Annotated in this window: 12 protein-coding genes; 8 read left to right on the top strand and 4 right to left on the bottom strand. The window is 68.6% G+C overall.

Going from position 1 to position 16,376, the window contains the following annotated elements; genetic code table 11:
• Nucleotides 1-4 precede the first annotated feature (4 nt).
• From QJS31_RS03655 to QJS31_RS03645, 3 genes are all read left to right on the top strand, one after another.
• Nucleotides 5-1,546, top strand: a complete 1,542-nt coding sequence (locus QJS31_RS03655; RefSeq protein ID WP_282780996.1) for a sulfatase-like hydrolase/transferase — start codon at nucleotides 5-7, stop codon at nucleotides 1,544-1,546.
• A gap of 62 nt (nucleotides 1,547-1,608) precedes the next feature.
• Nucleotides 1,609-2,427: a metalloregulator ArsR/SmtB family transcription factor gene (locus QJS31_RS03650; protein WP_282780998.1), complete on the top strand. Its 819-nt coding sequence runs from the start codon at nucleotides 1,609-1,611 to the stop codon at nucleotides 2,425-2,427.
• The gene (locus QJS31_RS03645; RefSeq protein WP_282781000.1) at nucleotides 2,424-3,017 is read left to right on the top strand and encodes a dihydrofolate reductase family protein; all 594 of its coding nucleotides are present in this window, start codon (nucleotides 2,424-2,426) and stop codon (nucleotides 3,015-3,017) included. The genes QJS31_RS03650 and QJS31_RS03645 overlap by 4 nt, the downstream gene beginning before the upstream one ends.
• A gap of 10 nt (nucleotides 3,018-3,027) precedes the next feature.
• Here QJS31_RS03645 and QJS31_RS03640 read toward each other — a convergent pair whose 3' ends face one another.
• A complete protein-coding gene (locus tag QJS31_RS03640; protein ID WP_306355925.1) occupies nucleotides 3,028-3,468 on the bottom strand; it encodes a hypothetical protein in 441 nt (146 codons plus the stop codon).
• Nucleotides 3,469-3,868: 400 nt separating this feature from the next.
• Nucleotides 3,869-4,807 (bottom strand): LysR family transcriptional regulator, encoded by a 939-nt coding sequence (locus QJS31_RS03635; protein ID WP_282781004.1) that lies wholly within the window; start codon nucleotides 4,805-4,807, stop codon nucleotides 3,869-3,871.
• A 48-nt stretch (nucleotides 4,808-4,855) separates the two neighbouring features.
• Here QJS31_RS03635 and QJS31_RS03630 point away from each other — a divergent pair, with 48 nt between their 5' ends.
• A complete protein-coding gene (locus QJS31_RS03630) occupies nucleotides 4,856-6,115 on the top strand; it encodes an MFS transporter (RefSeq protein WP_306355924.1) in 1,260 nt (419 codons plus the stop codon).
• A gap of 45 nt (nucleotides 6,116-6,160) precedes the next feature.
• On the opposite strand, the gene QJS31_RS03625 is transcribed toward QJS31_RS03630, so the two are convergent.
• Entirely contained in the window at nucleotides 6,161-7,570 is a 1,410-nt protein-coding gene (locus tag QJS31_RS03625) for a hypothetical protein (protein WP_282783065.1), read from the bottom strand.
• Between the two features lie 335 nt (nucleotides 7,571-7,905).
• Entirely contained in the window at nucleotides 7,906-10,734 is a 2,829-nt protein-coding gene (gene secA / locus QJS31_RS03620) for a preprotein translocase subunit SecA (protein WP_282783066.1), read from the bottom strand.
• A 448-nt stretch (nucleotides 10,735-11,182) separates the two neighbouring features.
• Here secA and QJS31_RS03615 point away from each other — a divergent pair, with 448 nt between their 5' ends.
• The 4 genes from QJS31_RS03615 to QJS31_RS03600 all read left to right on the top strand — a co-directional run bounded on the left by QJS31_RS03615 (nucleotide 11,183) and on the right by QJS31_RS03600 (nucleotide 16,352).
• Complete coding sequence (locus tag QJS31_RS03615; RefSeq protein ID WP_282783068.1) at nucleotides 11,183-12,604, top strand: wax ester/triacylglycerol synthase family O-acyltransferase; 1,422 nt, start codon at nucleotides 11,183-11,185, stop codon at nucleotides 12,602-12,604.
• On the top strand, nucleotides 12,588-13,319 hold the full coding sequence (locus tag QJS31_RS03610) for a hypothetical protein (RefSeq protein ID WP_372341504.1): 732 nt from the start codon (nucleotides 12,588-12,590) through the stop codon (nucleotides 13,317-13,319). The genes QJS31_RS03615 and QJS31_RS03610 overlap by 17 nt, the downstream gene beginning before the upstream one ends.
• A gap of 271 nt (nucleotides 13,320-13,590) precedes the next feature.
• Nucleotides 13,591-14,724: a ferredoxin reductase gene (locus tag QJS31_RS03605; RefSeq protein WP_282783070.1), complete on the top strand. Its 1,134-nt coding sequence runs from the start codon at nucleotides 13,591-13,593 to the stop codon at nucleotides 14,722-14,724.
• A gap of 206 nt (nucleotides 14,725-14,930) precedes the next feature.
• Nucleotides 14,931-16,352, top strand: coding sequence for a fatty acid desaturase (locus QJS31_RS03600; RefSeq protein ID WP_306355923.1), 1,422 nt, complete (start codon nucleotides 14,931-14,933; stop codon nucleotides 16,350-16,352).
• Nucleotides 16,353-16,376: the final 24 nt, after the last annotated feature.

Raw genomic sequence — 16,376 nt, 5'->3', positions numbered from 1 at the left:
CGCCATGTCCGCACACAGCTCCGAACCGTCCGTGACCACCAACCGGCTGGATCGCCGCCGCATGCTCGCCATGCTGGCCGCCGCCCCTGCCGCGGTGCCGATACTGCGGGGCGCGCTCGCACCCGCGGCGCAGGCGGCACCGCCGGACCGGCCCAACATCCTGGTGGTCATGACCGACCAGGAACGAGCGGATGTGGTTCTACCCCAGGGGTTCACGCTGCCCGCCAGCGACCGGCTGACAGCCCGGGGCGTGCGATTCGCCATGCACCACACCCCCACCGCTCCGTGCTCGCCCGCGCGCTCGGCCGTCTTCACCGGACTGCACGCCCCGGCGAGCGGCGTCAAAGACAATGTGCAGGGTAGCGAGGATCTGCTGGGTGCCGTGCTCGGCGCGGTGCAGACCTGGAATCCCGATCTCGACACCGCCATCCCCACCCTCGGCACCCTACTCCGAGATGCCGGCTACCACACCGCGTACATCGGCAAATGGCATCTCTCCGGCTCCGTGGGACCGGAGCCGACGGCCTTGGCCGCGTACGGTTTCGACGAGGCCATCGACATCCTGGACGGTGGCGGCCCGAACGCGGGCCTGCACGAGGATCCGGTGGTCGTCGCGCACGCCACCGACTGGCTGCACCGGCACGGCGGCGACAGCACGCCCTGGCTGTGCGTGGTGAGCATGGTGAATCCGCACGACATGATGTTCTGCCCGCGCTTCTACCGCCTCGAGGACGTGCCGGACCACGGCGCGGAGGTGCCGCCCAATTTCGAATCCGACCTCTCCACCAAACCGCGCGTACAGAGCACCTGGCGCACACTCAACGACGTGGTGGGCGGGGTGATGCCGACCGAGGTGGACTCCCCCGCCGCCCGGCTGCAGTGGCGGCGATGGGGTAACTGGTACCTCGAATTGCTGCGCCGCACCGACGAATTGACCGGACGGGTGCTCGACGCCCTGGACGGGGCCGGGTCCGCGGCCGACACCGTGGTGGTGCGGGTGGCCGACCACGGCGAGCTCGGCGGCGCACACGGGCTGCGCCAGAAGGGCGCGATGATCTACCGCGAGAACAACCGCGTACCACTGGTCATCGCCGATCCGCGTCGTTCCGCCACGCACGGCAGCACCACGCAGGCGCTGTCCTCCCATGTCGATCTGGTGCCGACGCTGGCGGCGCTGGCCGGAATCGGCGGCGCGGCAACGGGACCCGGCCACGATCTGTCCCCGCTGCTGGCCGATCCGTCCGGTACCGTGCGCGAGGCACTGCTGCTCACCTCGGACGCGAAATCCAGTGGCGGACAACCACCCGGCAGCAGGTACTGCCTGCGCGGCACGGTGACGCCGCGCTACAGCTTCGCCCGCTACTCCACCCCCGAGCGGATCGACGGCCCGCGCGGCGAATTCGAGTACGAGCTCTACGACCGCGTGACCGATCCGCTGGAGCTGCGCAATCTCGCTCACGGCGGCGGCGCTTCCGCACTGGTCGAGGAAATGAACGATCTCGTGGACTCGCTCATCGCCCGGGAGCTGCGTCGGCACACGCCCTGACGAACCCCGAGGAAAAAGATATTCCTTGACAAGAATATTCTCTCCAGTGAATACTTCAGGGCATGGATCGGATCGCATCGGTACTCGGGGACGCGGCCCGCTGGCGCATGGTCGAACTCCTGGCCGAGCGGCCGCGATCCGTCGGTGAGCTGGCTCAGCTGACCGGTCTGCGGCAGCCGCAGACCACCAAACACCTGCAAACCCTCGCCCGGGCGGGTCTCGTCACGGTGTTCCCGCTCGGGCAGCGGCGCGTCTACGCGCTGGAGACATCGCCGCTGCACGACCTGGCACAGCGGCTGCGGGAACTGGCCGATACCGCGGCGGCGCATGCCGACGAACGCGACGCACTGGCGCACTACCGCGCCGCGATCGATACGGAAACCCGTGCCGCGCAGCGGGATCGGTGGGCCGACGGGCGCGACTTCCGCTTCGAACGCACCCTGGCCGCGCCCCGCGACCTGGTCTGGCGGTACTGGACCGACGCGGCGCTGCTCGGCTCCTGGTGGTCGCCGCCGTCCTTGCGCGTCGCCGCATGCGTGCTCGACGCGGAGCCGGGCGGCCGCGTCGTCCTCGACTACCGCGATGCCGAGGGCACGCACTACCGCTCCGCGGGCCGGGTCGAGGCCGCGACCGCGCCCGAGCACCTCGTCTTCGACCTGTCCGTCCTGGACGCGAGCGGAGCCGTCTCCTTCACCGGCCACTACGACCTGACGCTGACCGAGGTCGCGGACGGCACCCGCCTGCGGCTCCACCTCACCCTCACCGATACGGCCGTCGCAGCCGCCCCCTACGTAGCCGGGATCGAAACCGGCTGGAACCAGGTGCTCGGCAGGCTCGCCGACACCATCGCCACTCAACCCACGCAGGAAGTACAGCCATGAGCACTCGCACCGTCACCGCCAACATCAGCCTGACCCTCGACGGACGCTACAACGGCCCCGGCGGCCCCGGCGATCTGAGCGCGATCGTCCCCTACGCGGGCACCGACGTCTCCCGCGACCAGATGTCGCGCATGTGCGAGAACGCCACCACGGCGGTGCTCGGACGGGGCAGCGCCGAGGGCTTCCTGGGCTATTGGCCCTCGGTCGCCGCCGCCGAGAACGCCGATCCGCGCGACCGCGGCTACGCCAAATGGCTGGTCGACACCGACAAGGTCGTCCTCTCCAGCACGCTGGGCGAAGCGCCGTGGGAACGCACCCGCGTGCGGAACGCCCCGACCGCCGACGTAATCGCGGAACTGAAGGCCGAAGGCACCGGCGACATTCTCGTCAACACCAGCCCGAGCGTGATCAAGCCGCTGCTCACCGCGGACCTGCTCGACCGGCTGTACCTGGTGATCTGCCCGGAGATCGCCGGGGGCGGGCAGCGGCTGTTCGAGGACGGACTGCCGTCGTCGAAGTGGGCGCTGACCTTCCAGGAGACCGGCGAATCGGGTGTCATGGCGGTGGTCTACGACCGCGTGCGCGACTAGGACTCCCGCCTCACTTCGTGATGTATCGGAGCGTCGATTCCCCACCGACCGTCGCCGTCGTGGTGCCGCGCGGCCGCAGCGCCGCGGCGACGAGATAGCCGCCTCCTGCCACCGCGAGTGCCCAGTACAGGTTCGCCCCCTCGAAGAAGAGTGCGGCCGAGGCAATCACCGCGAGCCACGCGCCGAGAGTGAACTGCGGCATGTCGTGGTAGGCGACTCCACCAGCGAGATAGATCATCCCGACGACGAGTCCGGAACCGCTGGGCCACAACAGTGTTTGCACCTGATCGGGGTCCATCACAGCACTCAGGGCTGTGATGAGAAGATACAGCGCGACGAAACCGATCAGCCACGAAGCGGCCAGCATGTAGCCGACGACAGCTTCGCGGCCACGAGCACCACGCTGCGCCCGGATCATGACCACCACCGTGATGATCGAGGCGGTCGACATTCCCGCGATCAGGAGTACCGGGCCGGTGGCGGCAGGTATCCCCAGCATGGGATCGTCACCGTGGGTCAGCGCGTACGCACCGTACCCGAGTAACCAGGCGAGTCCGAAACCCACATACGAGGCTCTATTGTTCGGGACGGCACTCGCGGCGTTCATTGCGCGTGGACTGGTCGGGCTCATGTCGGATCCTCCTTGACGACAGGAGAAGTAGAACCTGGCCACGCCTTCGGATTCCATGGGTTGAGAGTCAACTCACCCCGGCGCAGGCCGGACCCGTAGGCGCAAAGCCGTACCGCTACAGCGGATATCGCGCTCGTCACAGGATAGCCCGGTCGCTGAAGCGGTAGGGTCGGTCGGATCGGAAGCCGTATCGACGGTGGGCGGGGATGGTCCGGCAAGCTCATGTCCGCGACCTCGCCACCGCAGAGGCCGCACTCGCAGTGTCGTCCGCCGGGGCCGTGGCGGCCAGTGCCTGCGAGAAGGCTTGCAGGCGTGCCGTTTCGCGGTCGCGGTGCCAGATCAGGCCGAGCCGGGACGGCGGCAGGCCGGTGACCGGGACGAAGCGGACGGGACGGCGGCCGTGGTACTCGGCCGTGGGATCGCACAGCAGCAGCGCGCCGCGCCCGGCCGCCACCAGGGCCAAGCCCTCCTCGAGGGTGCCGACCGTCGGCCCCGCGGGAATCGGACGGCCGGTCGGCGTGGTGGCCGGGGCCTGTGCCGCACGCCAGTACTCCGGGGCCGGGCCGCGCACGCCGATCAACGCGGTTGCGGCCAGGTCCTCGGCCGTGACGCGGGAGCGGCGGGCGAAGCGGTGGCCGCTGGGCACCGCCACCGACACCGGCTGCGGGGAGAACACCCGCGCCAGCACGATATCGGGCTCGCGCACCGGAAGCAGGACCACCGCGGCATCGACCTGGTGCCGGTGCACCGCGCCGAAGGGGTCCGACAGCGCGATCTCGGTGAGCTCGATGGCGCAGTCCGGATAGCGAGTGGTGAACAGCGCGATGGCGCTGGTCAGATGCTCGTTGCTCGCGCCCTGGAAGCCGAGGCGCACCGTACCCGATACGCCGCGGGCGGCGGCGCGGACGGTGTCGAGGGCGGTGTGCAGGGCCGTGTACGCGGGCCGCAGCTCGGCCAGGAACGCGACGCCCAGCGGTGTCAGCCGCACCCGGCGGCTGGTGCGTTCCACCAGGGTGGCCCCGACCCGCTGCTCGAGCGAACGCAGCAGTTGGCTCACCCGGCTCTGCGACAGGTAGAGCCGCTCCCCGGCGCGGCCGAAGTGCAATTCGTCGGCCAGGGCCAGGAATGCCTCGAGTTCACGAATGTCCAGGCTGCCCATACGTCCTCCGACACACACCGACGGTTCATTAGCCCGGCTCATGGAACCATGAGGACTCCGCCGTTGTTCCCGGCCGTCGCGGGCAGTTGGCTGGACTCCATGGAACATGTCGAGGAAGTCGCGAATACGGCTGTACCCCAGCGGCATTCAGCAGGACCCCGACGGTGGGCCGGGGTGACGGCACTGGCCGGGGGCACCTTCACGGTGGTCACCTCGGAGATGCTGCCGGTGGGACTGCTGACGCCGATGAGCGAGGCGCTGCGCATCAGCACCGGCACCGCCGGACTGTCGCTGACCGTGACCGGGCTGGTCGCCGCCATCTCGGCGCCGCTGCTGACCGCGTGGGGCGGACGGTTCGATCGGCGCACCATGCTGGCGGTGCTCATGACGGTGGTACTGCTGGGCAATCTGGGCACCGCGTGGGCCCCGGGCCCGGTCGCGCTGATCGTGGCACGCGTGCTGGTGGGCATCGGCATGGGCGGGGTCTGGGCGATCGCGGCGGGGCTGGCCGTGCGCCTGGTGCCGCCCCGCTCGGTGGGTACGGCCACCGCGCTGGTGTTCAGCGGTGTCGCGGTGGCCTCGGTGCTGGGCGTCCCGGCGGGGACGTTCATCGGCGCGGTGGCGGGGTGGCGGGCGGCCTTCGCGGTGGTCGCGGCCTTGGCGCTGCTGGTCGGTGCGGCCATGCTGGTCTGCCTGCCGAATCTGCGCGCCGAACAGGCGGTTTCGCTGCGCACCGCACTGGGTCGCGCGCGAATTCCGCGAGTGCGTACCGGATTGGTCGTGATCGCCTTCCTGGTGACCGGACATTTCGCGGCCTACACCTATATCCGTCCGGTGCTGGAGAGCCGGGCGCACGCGGGCGCGAGCCTGGTGTCGACGCTGCTGCTGGTCTACGGGATCACCGGCGTACTGGGCAATTTCGCCGCGGGCGCGCTGGCGGCCAGGTCCCCGCGCCGTACTCTGATGGTCATCGCCGCGACACTCGGAGCCACCGTGCTGTCGCTGCCGGTGGTGGGTGCGGCGTTGCCCGCCGCGGTGCTGCTGGTGGCCGTCTGGGGACTGGCGTACGGCGGCGTCTCGGTGAGCGCCCAGCTGTGGTTGGCGGCCGCGGATCCCACGGCGCGGGAGAGCGTATCGGCCTTGTTCGTCGCGGTGTTCAATGCGGCCATCGCGGCGGGCGCGCTGCTCGGCGGGCTGGTGACGGATCGTCTCGGCGTGGCGTCGGCCATGCTTGTGGGCGGTTTGTTCGGATTCGCCGCACTGCTCGCGGCGGCAACGGGCCACGCCCCGGCGAGTCCTCGACCCTGAAGGCGACCGCGATGTTGCGAGCCGCGACGGCATACCGGTTGGGGATCATGTCGATTCCGTCCTTCGGCGCGGTCTGAGACCGACGAGCACGAGCACGAAGAACCCCACCGCCACCCAGGCGAACCAGTCGCCGAAGCGCGCGTAGACGGTGCGCTCGGCGGTCAGCGGAATGTCGGCGAGAACGGATGCCGTCGTGGTGATATCCGTTCTCGCCGAAGCCAACACGCGTCCGCGAGAATCGCTCGCGACGAGTTCACCCAGTTGCGCGGCGCGCGCGACCCCCATACCCGACTCGACGCCGCGGATAACCGCCATGCGGCTGTGCAGCCAGTGATCGTCGGTGAAATCCAGGGCCGGAACCAGCAACAGCGTGGCTCCGAGGCGACGGTTCTCCCGGACCAGTCGGGGTCGGTCCAGATCGAAACACACCGCCAGCGCCCAGGGTTCACCGGGAACGAGCCGGAAGTCGTCGCCCGCCGCCAATTCGTCCTCGAGCCCCGGAACGAGGTGGTGCTTGGCGTAGACCACACCGGACGGAAAGTCGATGGCGGCGTTGACGCTCCGGCCCGCGCGAGTGAGGATCAGACCCGCGATGATGTGGATCTCGCGGCGCACTGCCACCTCGGTCAGTGGATCGGACAGCCGCGACAGGGTGGATTCGTCGGCGCGCCATGCCTTCTCGGGCAGCACCACCGCACGGGCACCTCGATCAGCGAGCGACTCGACCTCCGCGATCACCCGGGCCACCATATCCTGGCCCTCCGGAGAGTCGATCGGAACGTAAGCGGGCGGTTGGGATACGGCCACCAATCCCACCCGCACGGTTTCGCCCCCGGGGTCGGCAGCGAGCCGCCACGCGCCGAAACCGGCAACGGCGACCGCTAGCACACCGCTCACCGCGGTGAGCCGAATACGCTGCGGCCGACCCACATTCGCCACTACCGCCAGCGCCGAAGGCGCGAGCAGGATGAGAAAGGTCAGTCCCCAGACGCCGGTCACCGCCGCCGTCTGCACCACCGGCGGCACCTCGGCCTGGGTGTAGGCGATACTCCACCACGCGCCGAACGGGCCGAGCAGCGACAACACGAATTCCAGCGCCACCCACCCGGCGGGGACCACGATGACCGCCGACCAGGCGCGACCGCGCCGCAGGCACACCGACATCAAGGCGACCAGCGCACCGAACCACAGCGCCGAACCGCCGAGCAGAGCGGCCGTCACCGGCACCGGTTGCGCCACCGTCCCGGTCAGATACGGCCACAGCCACAGCGCGCCACCCAGCCACGCGCACGCACCCGAGAGGAAGGCGAACGGCGCGGAAAGGCTCGGCGCGACCAGCAATACCGGCAGCGGCGCCAGAAACGCCACCCCCGGCACCGGATGCAGTCCGGTGCCGACCTGCCACAGCACCGTCGACAGCAGGGCCGCGACCCCGGCGATCGCCACTTTTCTCACGCGGTGACCCCTCTCCCCCGGCACGAGAACGCCGAGCGGTCACCATCGTCCGCGACACCCCTGCGGGACCGCCTCACACTCCGGTACGGGTGCGGACTCGTCCTCGAGTATCAGGCCGAGGCGATCGGCTCGTGGGTAGTAGGAGCGGGCGCAGAGTGCGAGCACCCCGGAACACGACCAGGTCTGGAATCAGCGACAGCATCCCGACACAGTGACACTGCCCCCGACACAGCGACACTGCCCCCGACACAGCGACAGCGCCCCGAAACAGCGACAGCGCCCCGAAACAGCGATGGCGCCCGAGCCGGAACTCGGACGCCATCATCGTGCGGATATCAGCGGCGGCGCTTGGACTTCGGGGCCTTGTCGTGCTTGCTCGCGGACCGGGCGGCCTCGCGGCGTTCCCGACGGGTGCCGGTGGCGGTCGGCGCGCCACCGTATTCCTCGGCATCGCTGTGGACGGCGGCGCGGCCGCCCTCGTCCGGGCCGGAGTAGCTCAGTGCGCGAGAACCGGCGGAGTCGTCGATTCCCTTGGCGCGCAGGGCCGCCGGTGCGCCGTTGGCGGCCGGCTGCTCGACCGGCTGCGGGCGGGAGCCGACCGGCGATTGGAGGCCCGCGGCCACGTTCACACCGGCGGGCTGCGGCGCCTGCACCTCGACCTGGAGGTTGAACAGGAAGCCGACCGACTCCTCCTTCAGACCGTCGAGCATGGCGGTGAACATGTCGAAGCCCTCGCGCTGGTACTCGACCAGCGGATCGCGCTGGGCCATGGCGCGCAGACCGATGCCCTCCTTGAGGTAGTCCATCTCGTAGAGGTGTTCGCGCCACTTGCGGTCCAGCACGCTCAGCAGCACCTGGCGTTCCAGATTGCGCATGCTGCCCTCGCCCGCGAGGCCGTCGATCTCGGCTTCGCGCTTCTCGTAGGCGGTGTGCGCGTCGTCGAGGATGGCATCCAGCAGTTCGTCACGGTCGAGGTCGCCGACCTCGCCGTCCTCGGATTCGCCGGTCAGGTCGCGGTAGTCGATGCTGATGGGGTACAGCGTCTTCAGCGCGGTCCAGAGCTTGTCCAGATCCCAGTCCTCGACATAGCCCTCGGCGGTGGCCGCGTTCACGTAGTCGGTGATGACGTCGGTGATCATCTCCTGCACCTGGCCCTCCATATCCTCACCCTCGAGGATGCGGGCCCGCTCGGCGTAGATCACCGTGCGCTGCTGGTTCATGACCTCGTCGTACTTGAGGACGTTCTTGCGGATCTCGAAGTTCTGCTGCTCGACCTGGGTCTGCGCCGACTTGATGGCCCGCGAGACCATCTTGGCCTCGATCGGCACGTCGTCGGGCAGGTTGAGCCGGGTCATGATCGACTCCAGCGCCGCGCCGTTGAAGCGCCGCATGAGCTCGTCGCCCAGCGACAGGTAGAAACGGGACTCACCCGGGTCGCCCTGACGGCCGGAGCGGCCGCGCAGCTGGTTGTCGATGCGACGCGACTCGTGGCGCTCGGTGCCGAGCACGTACAACCCGCCGGCCTCGCGCACCGCCTCGGCATCCGCCTCGGTCTGCTGCTTGACCCGTTCGAGCGTGCCGTGCCAGGCGGCCTCGTACTCGTCCGGCGTCTCCACCGGGTCCAGGCCCTGCTTGCGCAGCAGGATGTCGGCGATGATGTCCGGGTTGCCGCCGAGCACGATATCGGTACCGCGACCGGCCATATTGGTGGCGACGGTGACCGCACCCGGCCGACCGGCCTCGGCGATGATGGTGGCTTCCTGCTCGTGGAACTTGGCATTGAGCACGTTGTGCGGAATGCCGCGCTTGGTCAGCAGCTTGGACAGGTACTCCGAGCGCTCCACCGAGGTGGTGCCGACCAGTACCGGCTGACCGGCCTCGTGCTTCTCGGCGATGTCGTCGGCGACCGCGGCGTACTTGGACTCCTCGGTCTTGTAGATGAGGTCGGCCTGATCCTTGCGGACCATCGGCTTGTTGGTGGGGATGGGCACCACGCCGAGGTTGTAGATCTGGTGCAGCTCGGCCGCCTCGGTCTCGGCGGTACCGGTCATGCCGGAGAGCTTGTCGTAGAGGCGGAAGTAGTTCTGCAGCGTGATCGTCGCGAGGGTCTGGTTCTCGGGCTGGATCTCCACGCCCTCCTTGGCCTCGATGGCCTGGTGCATGCCCTCGTTGTAGCGGCGGCCCACCAGGATGCGGCCGGTGAACTCGTCGACGATGATCACTTCGCCGTTGCGGACGATGTAGTCCTTGTCCTTGGTGTACAGCTCCTTGGCCTTGATGGCGTTGTTCAGGTAGCTGACCAGCGGCGAGTTGGCCGCCTCGTACAGGTTGTCGATGCCGAGCTGATCCTCGACGAATTCGACGCCCGCCTCGTGCACGCCGATGGTGCGCTTCTTGATGTCGACCTCGTAGTGCAGGTCCTTCTTGAGCAGCGGGGCGATGCGGGCGAACTCCGCGTACCACTTCGAGGAGGCGTCGGCCGGACCCGAGATGATGAGTGGGGTGCGCGCCTCGTCGATGAGGATGGAGTCGACCTCGTCGACCACGGCGAAGTTGTGCCCGCGCTGGACCAGATCGTCCAGCGAGTGGGTCATGTTGTCGCGCAGGTAGTCGAAGCCGAACTCGTTGTTGGTGCCGTAGGTGATGTCCGCGGCGTAGGCCGCGCGGCGCTCGGCCGGGGTCATGCCCGACAGGATCACGCCGACCTCGAGGCCGAGGAAGCGGTGCACGCGGCCCATCCACTCGGCGTCGCGCCGGGCCAGGTAGTCGTTGACCGTGACCACGTGCACGCCGCCGCCGCTGAGCGCGTTGAGGTAGGCGGGCAGCACACAGGTGAGGGTCTTGCCCTCACCGGTCTTCATCTCGGCGATATTGCCGATGTGCAGGGCCGCGCCACCCATGATCTGCACCTTGTAGTGCTTCTGGTTGAGCACGCGCCAGGACGCCTCGCGGGCCACGGCGAACGCCTCCAACAGCAGTTCGTCGAGGGTTTCCCCGTCGGCGTAGCGCTGTTTGAACTCGTCGGTCTTGGCGCGCAGCTCGGCGTCGCTGAGGGCCTCGAACTCCTCGTCGAGGGCGATGACCTCGTCCGCCAGATGCGACAGCCGCTTGACCGTGCGACCCTCACCAATCCGTAGCAACCTCGAAAGTGTCAGCGCAGGCACGGGCTCAGTCAGTCCTCTGGTAGGTGTGTCGGTCTTGATTCCCCGGAGGGTTTCGGGCCGCGCGGATGCACGGCCAAACCCCATGGTAATGCTGTCCCGATCGTATGCGCTGAAGTGCGCGAGCGGGTGACCGGGCGGCGGTCCGGGCGCCCGCCGGAGTTCGCCGGAGGCCGATTTCCCGAGCTCAGCTACCCCTCAGCGAATCGCTTTGGCGCAGAACCTGTTTCACCGGCCTTGGCGTAGGATGGTGAGCGTCCGTCGCGTGGGTGCCCGGTTTCGCGCACTCGAGAGGGGTTTCGGCGACGGCGACGGCGCAGGGGCCGGGCATCGACGCCCGATATTCCCCAGTGATCCGGATCGCTTGCGCACAGAACCGGCACGCATACCGCCGACCGGAGCGGCAGGATGAGTGCGGGTCGGCAGGGAAAAGCAGGGAGTAGCGGGCAGCGTGATCACCAGACTGACGCCGCAGGACGCGTCGTTCTACCGGCTCGAATCGAGTAGCAACCCGATGCACATCGGCTCACTCGCGATTCTGCGAAATCCCGGCTCCACCGGGAACTCCGGTAAGCGGCCGCTGGATTACGACCGGCTCGTCGAACTGGTGGAGGCCCGCCTGCCGCTGGTGCCCCGCTACCGGCGCAAGGTCCGCGAGATCCCGTTCGCGCTGGGCCGTCCGGTCTGGGTGGACGACGCCGGGTTCGACATCACCTACCACATCCGCCGCTCGGCGCTGCCGGAACCCGGGACCGACGCGCAGTTGCACGACCTGGTCGCCCGGCTGGCCTCGCATCCACTCGACCACACCCGGCCGCTGTGGGAGATGTACCTGGTCGAGGGGCTGGCCGGGGGCCGCTGCGCGGTGTTCACCAAAACGCATTCGGCGCTGGTGGACGGTGACGCCGCCCTGGAGATCGGGCATGTGATCCTGGACTCCTCCGCCGCGCCCCGCGAACTCGCCGACGACGCTTGGACCCCGCATCGCGAACCCGCCGACCTGGAACTGCTGATCGGCGCGATCCTGCACCTGGCGACCCAGCCGCGGGAGGCGTTCGAGGTCATCCGCCACCAGGGCGCGGAGGCGTTCGCCTTCGTCGACGCCACCGGCAAGGCGGTGAAGAAGATGGTGTCCATGGTGCGCGCCGCGGCGGTCGGATTCGCCGACAGCCCGCTCAATACCCGCACCTCGCGCAATCGGCGGTTCGAGGTGGCGCGCACAGATCTGGAGGACTACCGCAAGATCCGCCGCAGATTCGACTGCTCCATCAACGACGTGATCCTCTCGGTGGTCACCGGCGCGCTGCGCAACTGGCTGCTCTCGCGCGGCGAGGTGCTCACCGAATCCTCGGCGCTGCGGGCCGTGGTGCCGATGAGCGTGTACTCCGAGGGACCCGACGGACAGCTGAAACCGGCCGGTCGGGTGACCTCGTTGCTGGTGGATCTGCCGGTCGGCGAACCGAATCCGGTCATCCGGCTCTCGCACCTCAAGCACGCCACCGAGGTGCACACCAAGCATCAGCACGGCGTGCGCGCGCGGACCCTGGTGCACATGGCCGGATTCGCCCCGGCGAGCCTGCATGCCATGAGCGTGCGGGCAGCGAGTACGTTCGCAGAACACACGTTCAATCTGGTGATCACCAACGCGCCGGGTCCGCAGCGGCCGATGTACATCGGCGGCGCGCGGATGCTGGAGATGTATCCGGTATCGCCACTGCTGCGCTATCAGGCGCTGAGCATCGGGATCACGTCCTACGACGGGCGCGTGTTCTTCGGGCTCAATGCCGATCGCGACGCGATGGCCGATATCGCGGTGCTGACCGCGTCGGTGCACGAGTCGATGGAGGAGATGCTCGGTGCCTGCGTCCAGTGAGTCGTCCCACCGCGCCGTATCCGGGAAGCTACGGGTCTACGTGCCCGTCACCGTGGCCATGCTGCGGGAGCTGGTGACCGAGCGGGAGCTGCGGGCGGTGAACGACACCGCCTTCGCGGTCACCCCCGCCCTGCGCGAGGCGTACGCCTCCGGCGATGACGAGGAGCTGGCGGAGGTCGCCATGGGCGAGGCCGCACGGGCCTCGCTGCGGCTGCTCGCCGACGACCGGGCCGCGGACGAACTGCACGGCGCCGGGGATGCCGGTGACGCGGTCGGCGGGTCCGGCGGCACGGACGATGCCGGTGATGTCGCGGACCGGACGGACGACGCCGGCGGCGCGGCGGACACCGACGGCAGCGATGACGCCGACGCTGTGCTGGATCCGGCGACCGCCGACGGCCCCGCCCCGGCCGACGTCTCACACCGCCCCGTCTACCGCCGTGCCGTCGTCGCCGCCGATGTGGAGGGCGCGACCCTGCGCCCGGACCTCGATGACGCGGTGGTGCGGCTGAGCGGCCCCATCACCTGGAACCGCGTCGCCTCCGTGCATCTGGACCTGGTGGAGGCCGAACCCGCCGTGGCCAAGGCGGTGGATGTCATCGACGCCGCCGATATGGGCGATCCGGACGCCGAATTCGTGCTCGGCGACGCCGAGGACCACCAACTGGCCTGGTACGCCACCCAGGAACTGCCGTTCCTGCTGGATTTGCTGTAGCCGGAATTCTCCGGGGGCGATGGGGATCGGGGGCTCAGCCCCGTACCCCCCCGGCGAAATGGCCGCGCCCGGGCCCATGCTCCCTCTTCCCTCGGCGACGACGGCACCGTAACCTACGATGCCGTAACCTTGGCGGCGGAGGCGTGCGGATGCGCGCCGATTGCGCCGCGGCGGTGGCAACGAGGTCGGCCGCGGGAGAAGCACAGCGCGCGAGCAGCGCACACGATGACGAGGAAGAGCGTCCGCGATCATGGGTTTGAAAGTTGGGGGTATGCGAGGGCTGCGGGAGTGGCTGGAGGCTCCGGTCGCCGAACACGGTCCGGCGGGGCGCACCCGGATGGAGGCGCTGCGCGGGGCCGCGGCCCGCATCACCACGCCGCTGCTGCCGGACGACTACCTGCACCTGGTGAATCCGCTGTGGTCGGCGCGGGAGCTGCGCGGGCGCATCGTGGAGGTGCGCAAGGAGACCGCCGATTCGGCCACGCTGGTGATCAAGCCGGGCTGGGGTTTCGACTTCAAGTTCGAGCCGGGCCAGTACATCGGCATCGGCGTCCTGGTGAACGGCCGCTGGCACTGGCGCTCGTACTCGCTGACCTGTCCCCCGGATTGGACCGATCCGGGCCATCGGTCCAAGCGGCTCATCTCCATCGCGGTCAAGGCCATGCCGGAGGGTTTCCTCTCCAGCCACCTGGTGTCGGGCGTTCCGGTCGGCAGCGTGGTGCGGCTGGCCGCGCCGCAGGGCGGCTTCGTGCTGCCCGAGCCGCCGCCCGCCAAGGTGCTTTTCCTCACGGCGGGCTCGGGCATCACTCCGGTCATGGCCATGCTGCGCACCATGGACCGTCGCGGGGTGGTGCCGGATGTGGTGCACGTGCACTCCGCCCGCACCCCCGACGATGTGATGTTCGGCGAGGAACTGCGCGAATTGCACGAGCGGCACCCGAGTTTCACCGCCGACCTGCATTTCACCGGTGAGCACGGCAAGCTCGACCTGGCCGAACTGGACCGGCGCGTCCCGGACTGGCGCGAACGCGACACCTGGGCCTGCGGCCCGGCCGCCATGCTGGACGCCGCCGAAAAGCATTGGGCCGCCGCCGGTATCCCGGAGCGCCTGCATGTGGAGCGCTTCGAGATCGAACGCTCGGCGGTCGGCGAGGGCGGTACCGTCACCTTCGCCAAGACCGGCCGCAGCGTGGAGATCGACGGGGCGACCAGTCTGCTCCAGGCCGGTGAGGGCGCGGGCGTGCGCATGCCGTTCGGCTGCCGGATGGGCATCTGCCAGACCTGCGTGGTGACCATTACCGATGGTCACGTGCGAGATCTGCGCAACGGCAACGAACATCGCGCCGGTGACAAGGTGCAGACCTGCATCTCCGCCGCCGCGGGCGACTGCACCCTGGATGTGTGACGGCGGTCCGACCGAGCACCGGACACCCGAGAACAGCTACCCTCGAAGCAGATATCTCCCTAACTCACCGACTTCCCCCTGGTTCGCGGACCGTCTCGATTCTGGACCGTCCGGAGCGGGGCGCGAAGCGGAGGAGCGGAGGGAGGGAAGAACCGAGACCTCCTGGGCCGTGAACCCGCCGGAGCGAAGCGGAGGCAGAAAACACAGTGGCCATCACCGACATCAAGGCTTTCGCCCATCTGACGGAAGCCGATATCGAGACCCTGGGCCAAGAGCTCGACGCCATTCGTCGTGAGGTCGAGCTCTCGCTCGGCGAGCGCGACGCCAAGTACATCCGCCGGACGATCGCGGCCCAGCGGGCGCTGGAGGCCGCCGGGCGCGCCACGCTGTTCTTCTCCAAGAAGCGTTGGGCCTGGATCACCGGCACCGCCCTGCTCTCGGTCGCCAAGATCATCGAGAACATGGAACTCGGGCACAACATCAGCCACGGGCAGTGGGATTGGATGAACGACCCGGAGATCCACTCCACTACCTGGGAGTGGGATATGACGGCGACGTCGGCGCAGTGGAAGGCCGCGCACAACTACTCCCACCACACCTACACCAATATCGTGGATATGGACCACGACGTGGGCTTCGGCATTCTGCGCATGACCCGCGACGAGGAATGGCGACCGCGCAATCTCGCCCAGCCGGTGGGGAATCTGGTGCTGGCGGCGTTGTTCGAGTGGGGTATCGCCCTGCACGATCTGTCGATTGTCAAGGAGCATCTGGGGACCGATCCCAAGCAGGTGCTGTCGGAGCCGAACAAGGAGTTCTTCAAGAAGGCGGGCCGTCAGGTCGCCAAGGACTTCGTCATCTTCCCGGCGCTCACCGGTCCGGCATGGAAGCAGACGCTGAAGGCGAATGCCACCGCGAATCTGGTGCGCAATCTCTGGGCATACGCGGTGATCTTCTGCGGCCATTTCCCGGACGGGGCCGAGAAGTTCACTCAGGAGCAGTTCGAGAACGAGACGCAGGGCGAGTGGTACCTGCGGCAGATGCTGGGCAGCGCCAATTTCGAGGCGGGTCCGGTGATGGCGTTCATGAGCGGCAATCTGAGCTTCCAGATCGAGCATCACCTGTTCCCGGACATTCCGAGCAATCGGTACCACCAGGTGTCGATGAAGGTGCGCGAACTGTGCGACAAGTACGACCTGCCCTACACCACCGGTTCGCTGGGTAAGCAGTATCTGCTGGCCTTCCGGACGATTCACAAACTCGCGCTGCCGGACCGATTCCTCAAGCGCACCGCCGACGACGCACCGGAGACCTCGTCCGAGCGCAAGTTCGCGGGCATCACGCTGCCATCACTGCCATCGATGCCGTCGATGCCGAGTGATGAGTGGCTGGTCGAACATCACTGGCCCGTCGACCCGGTCACCGGTAAGCGCCAGGGCCTGCGGTCGGCCATGGCCGAGGCCAAGGTCGCGCTGAAGGAGAAGGCGCGACACGAGAAGGAAGTGCTGCGCGAAGCCAAGGCGGCGCTGAAGGAGAAGGCGCACCAGGAAAAGGAAGCACTGCGGGAGAAGGCGCGCAACAGTGAGCGCGGCCGGTCACTGTCGCGTTTGCTGCGACGGAGCAAATAACACACCGAGATCTCGAAAGCAATG

Origin of the sequence: Nocardia sp. CC213A, from assembly GCF_030766805.1 — a bacterium.
Classification (GTDB): Bacteria; Actinomycetota; Actinomycetes; order Mycobacteriales; family Mycobacteriaceae; genus Nocardia; species Nocardia otitidiscaviarum.
The sequence above is the reverse complement of the archived record's forward strand: the minus strand, read 5'-3'. Positions and strand labels throughout refer to the sequence as shown.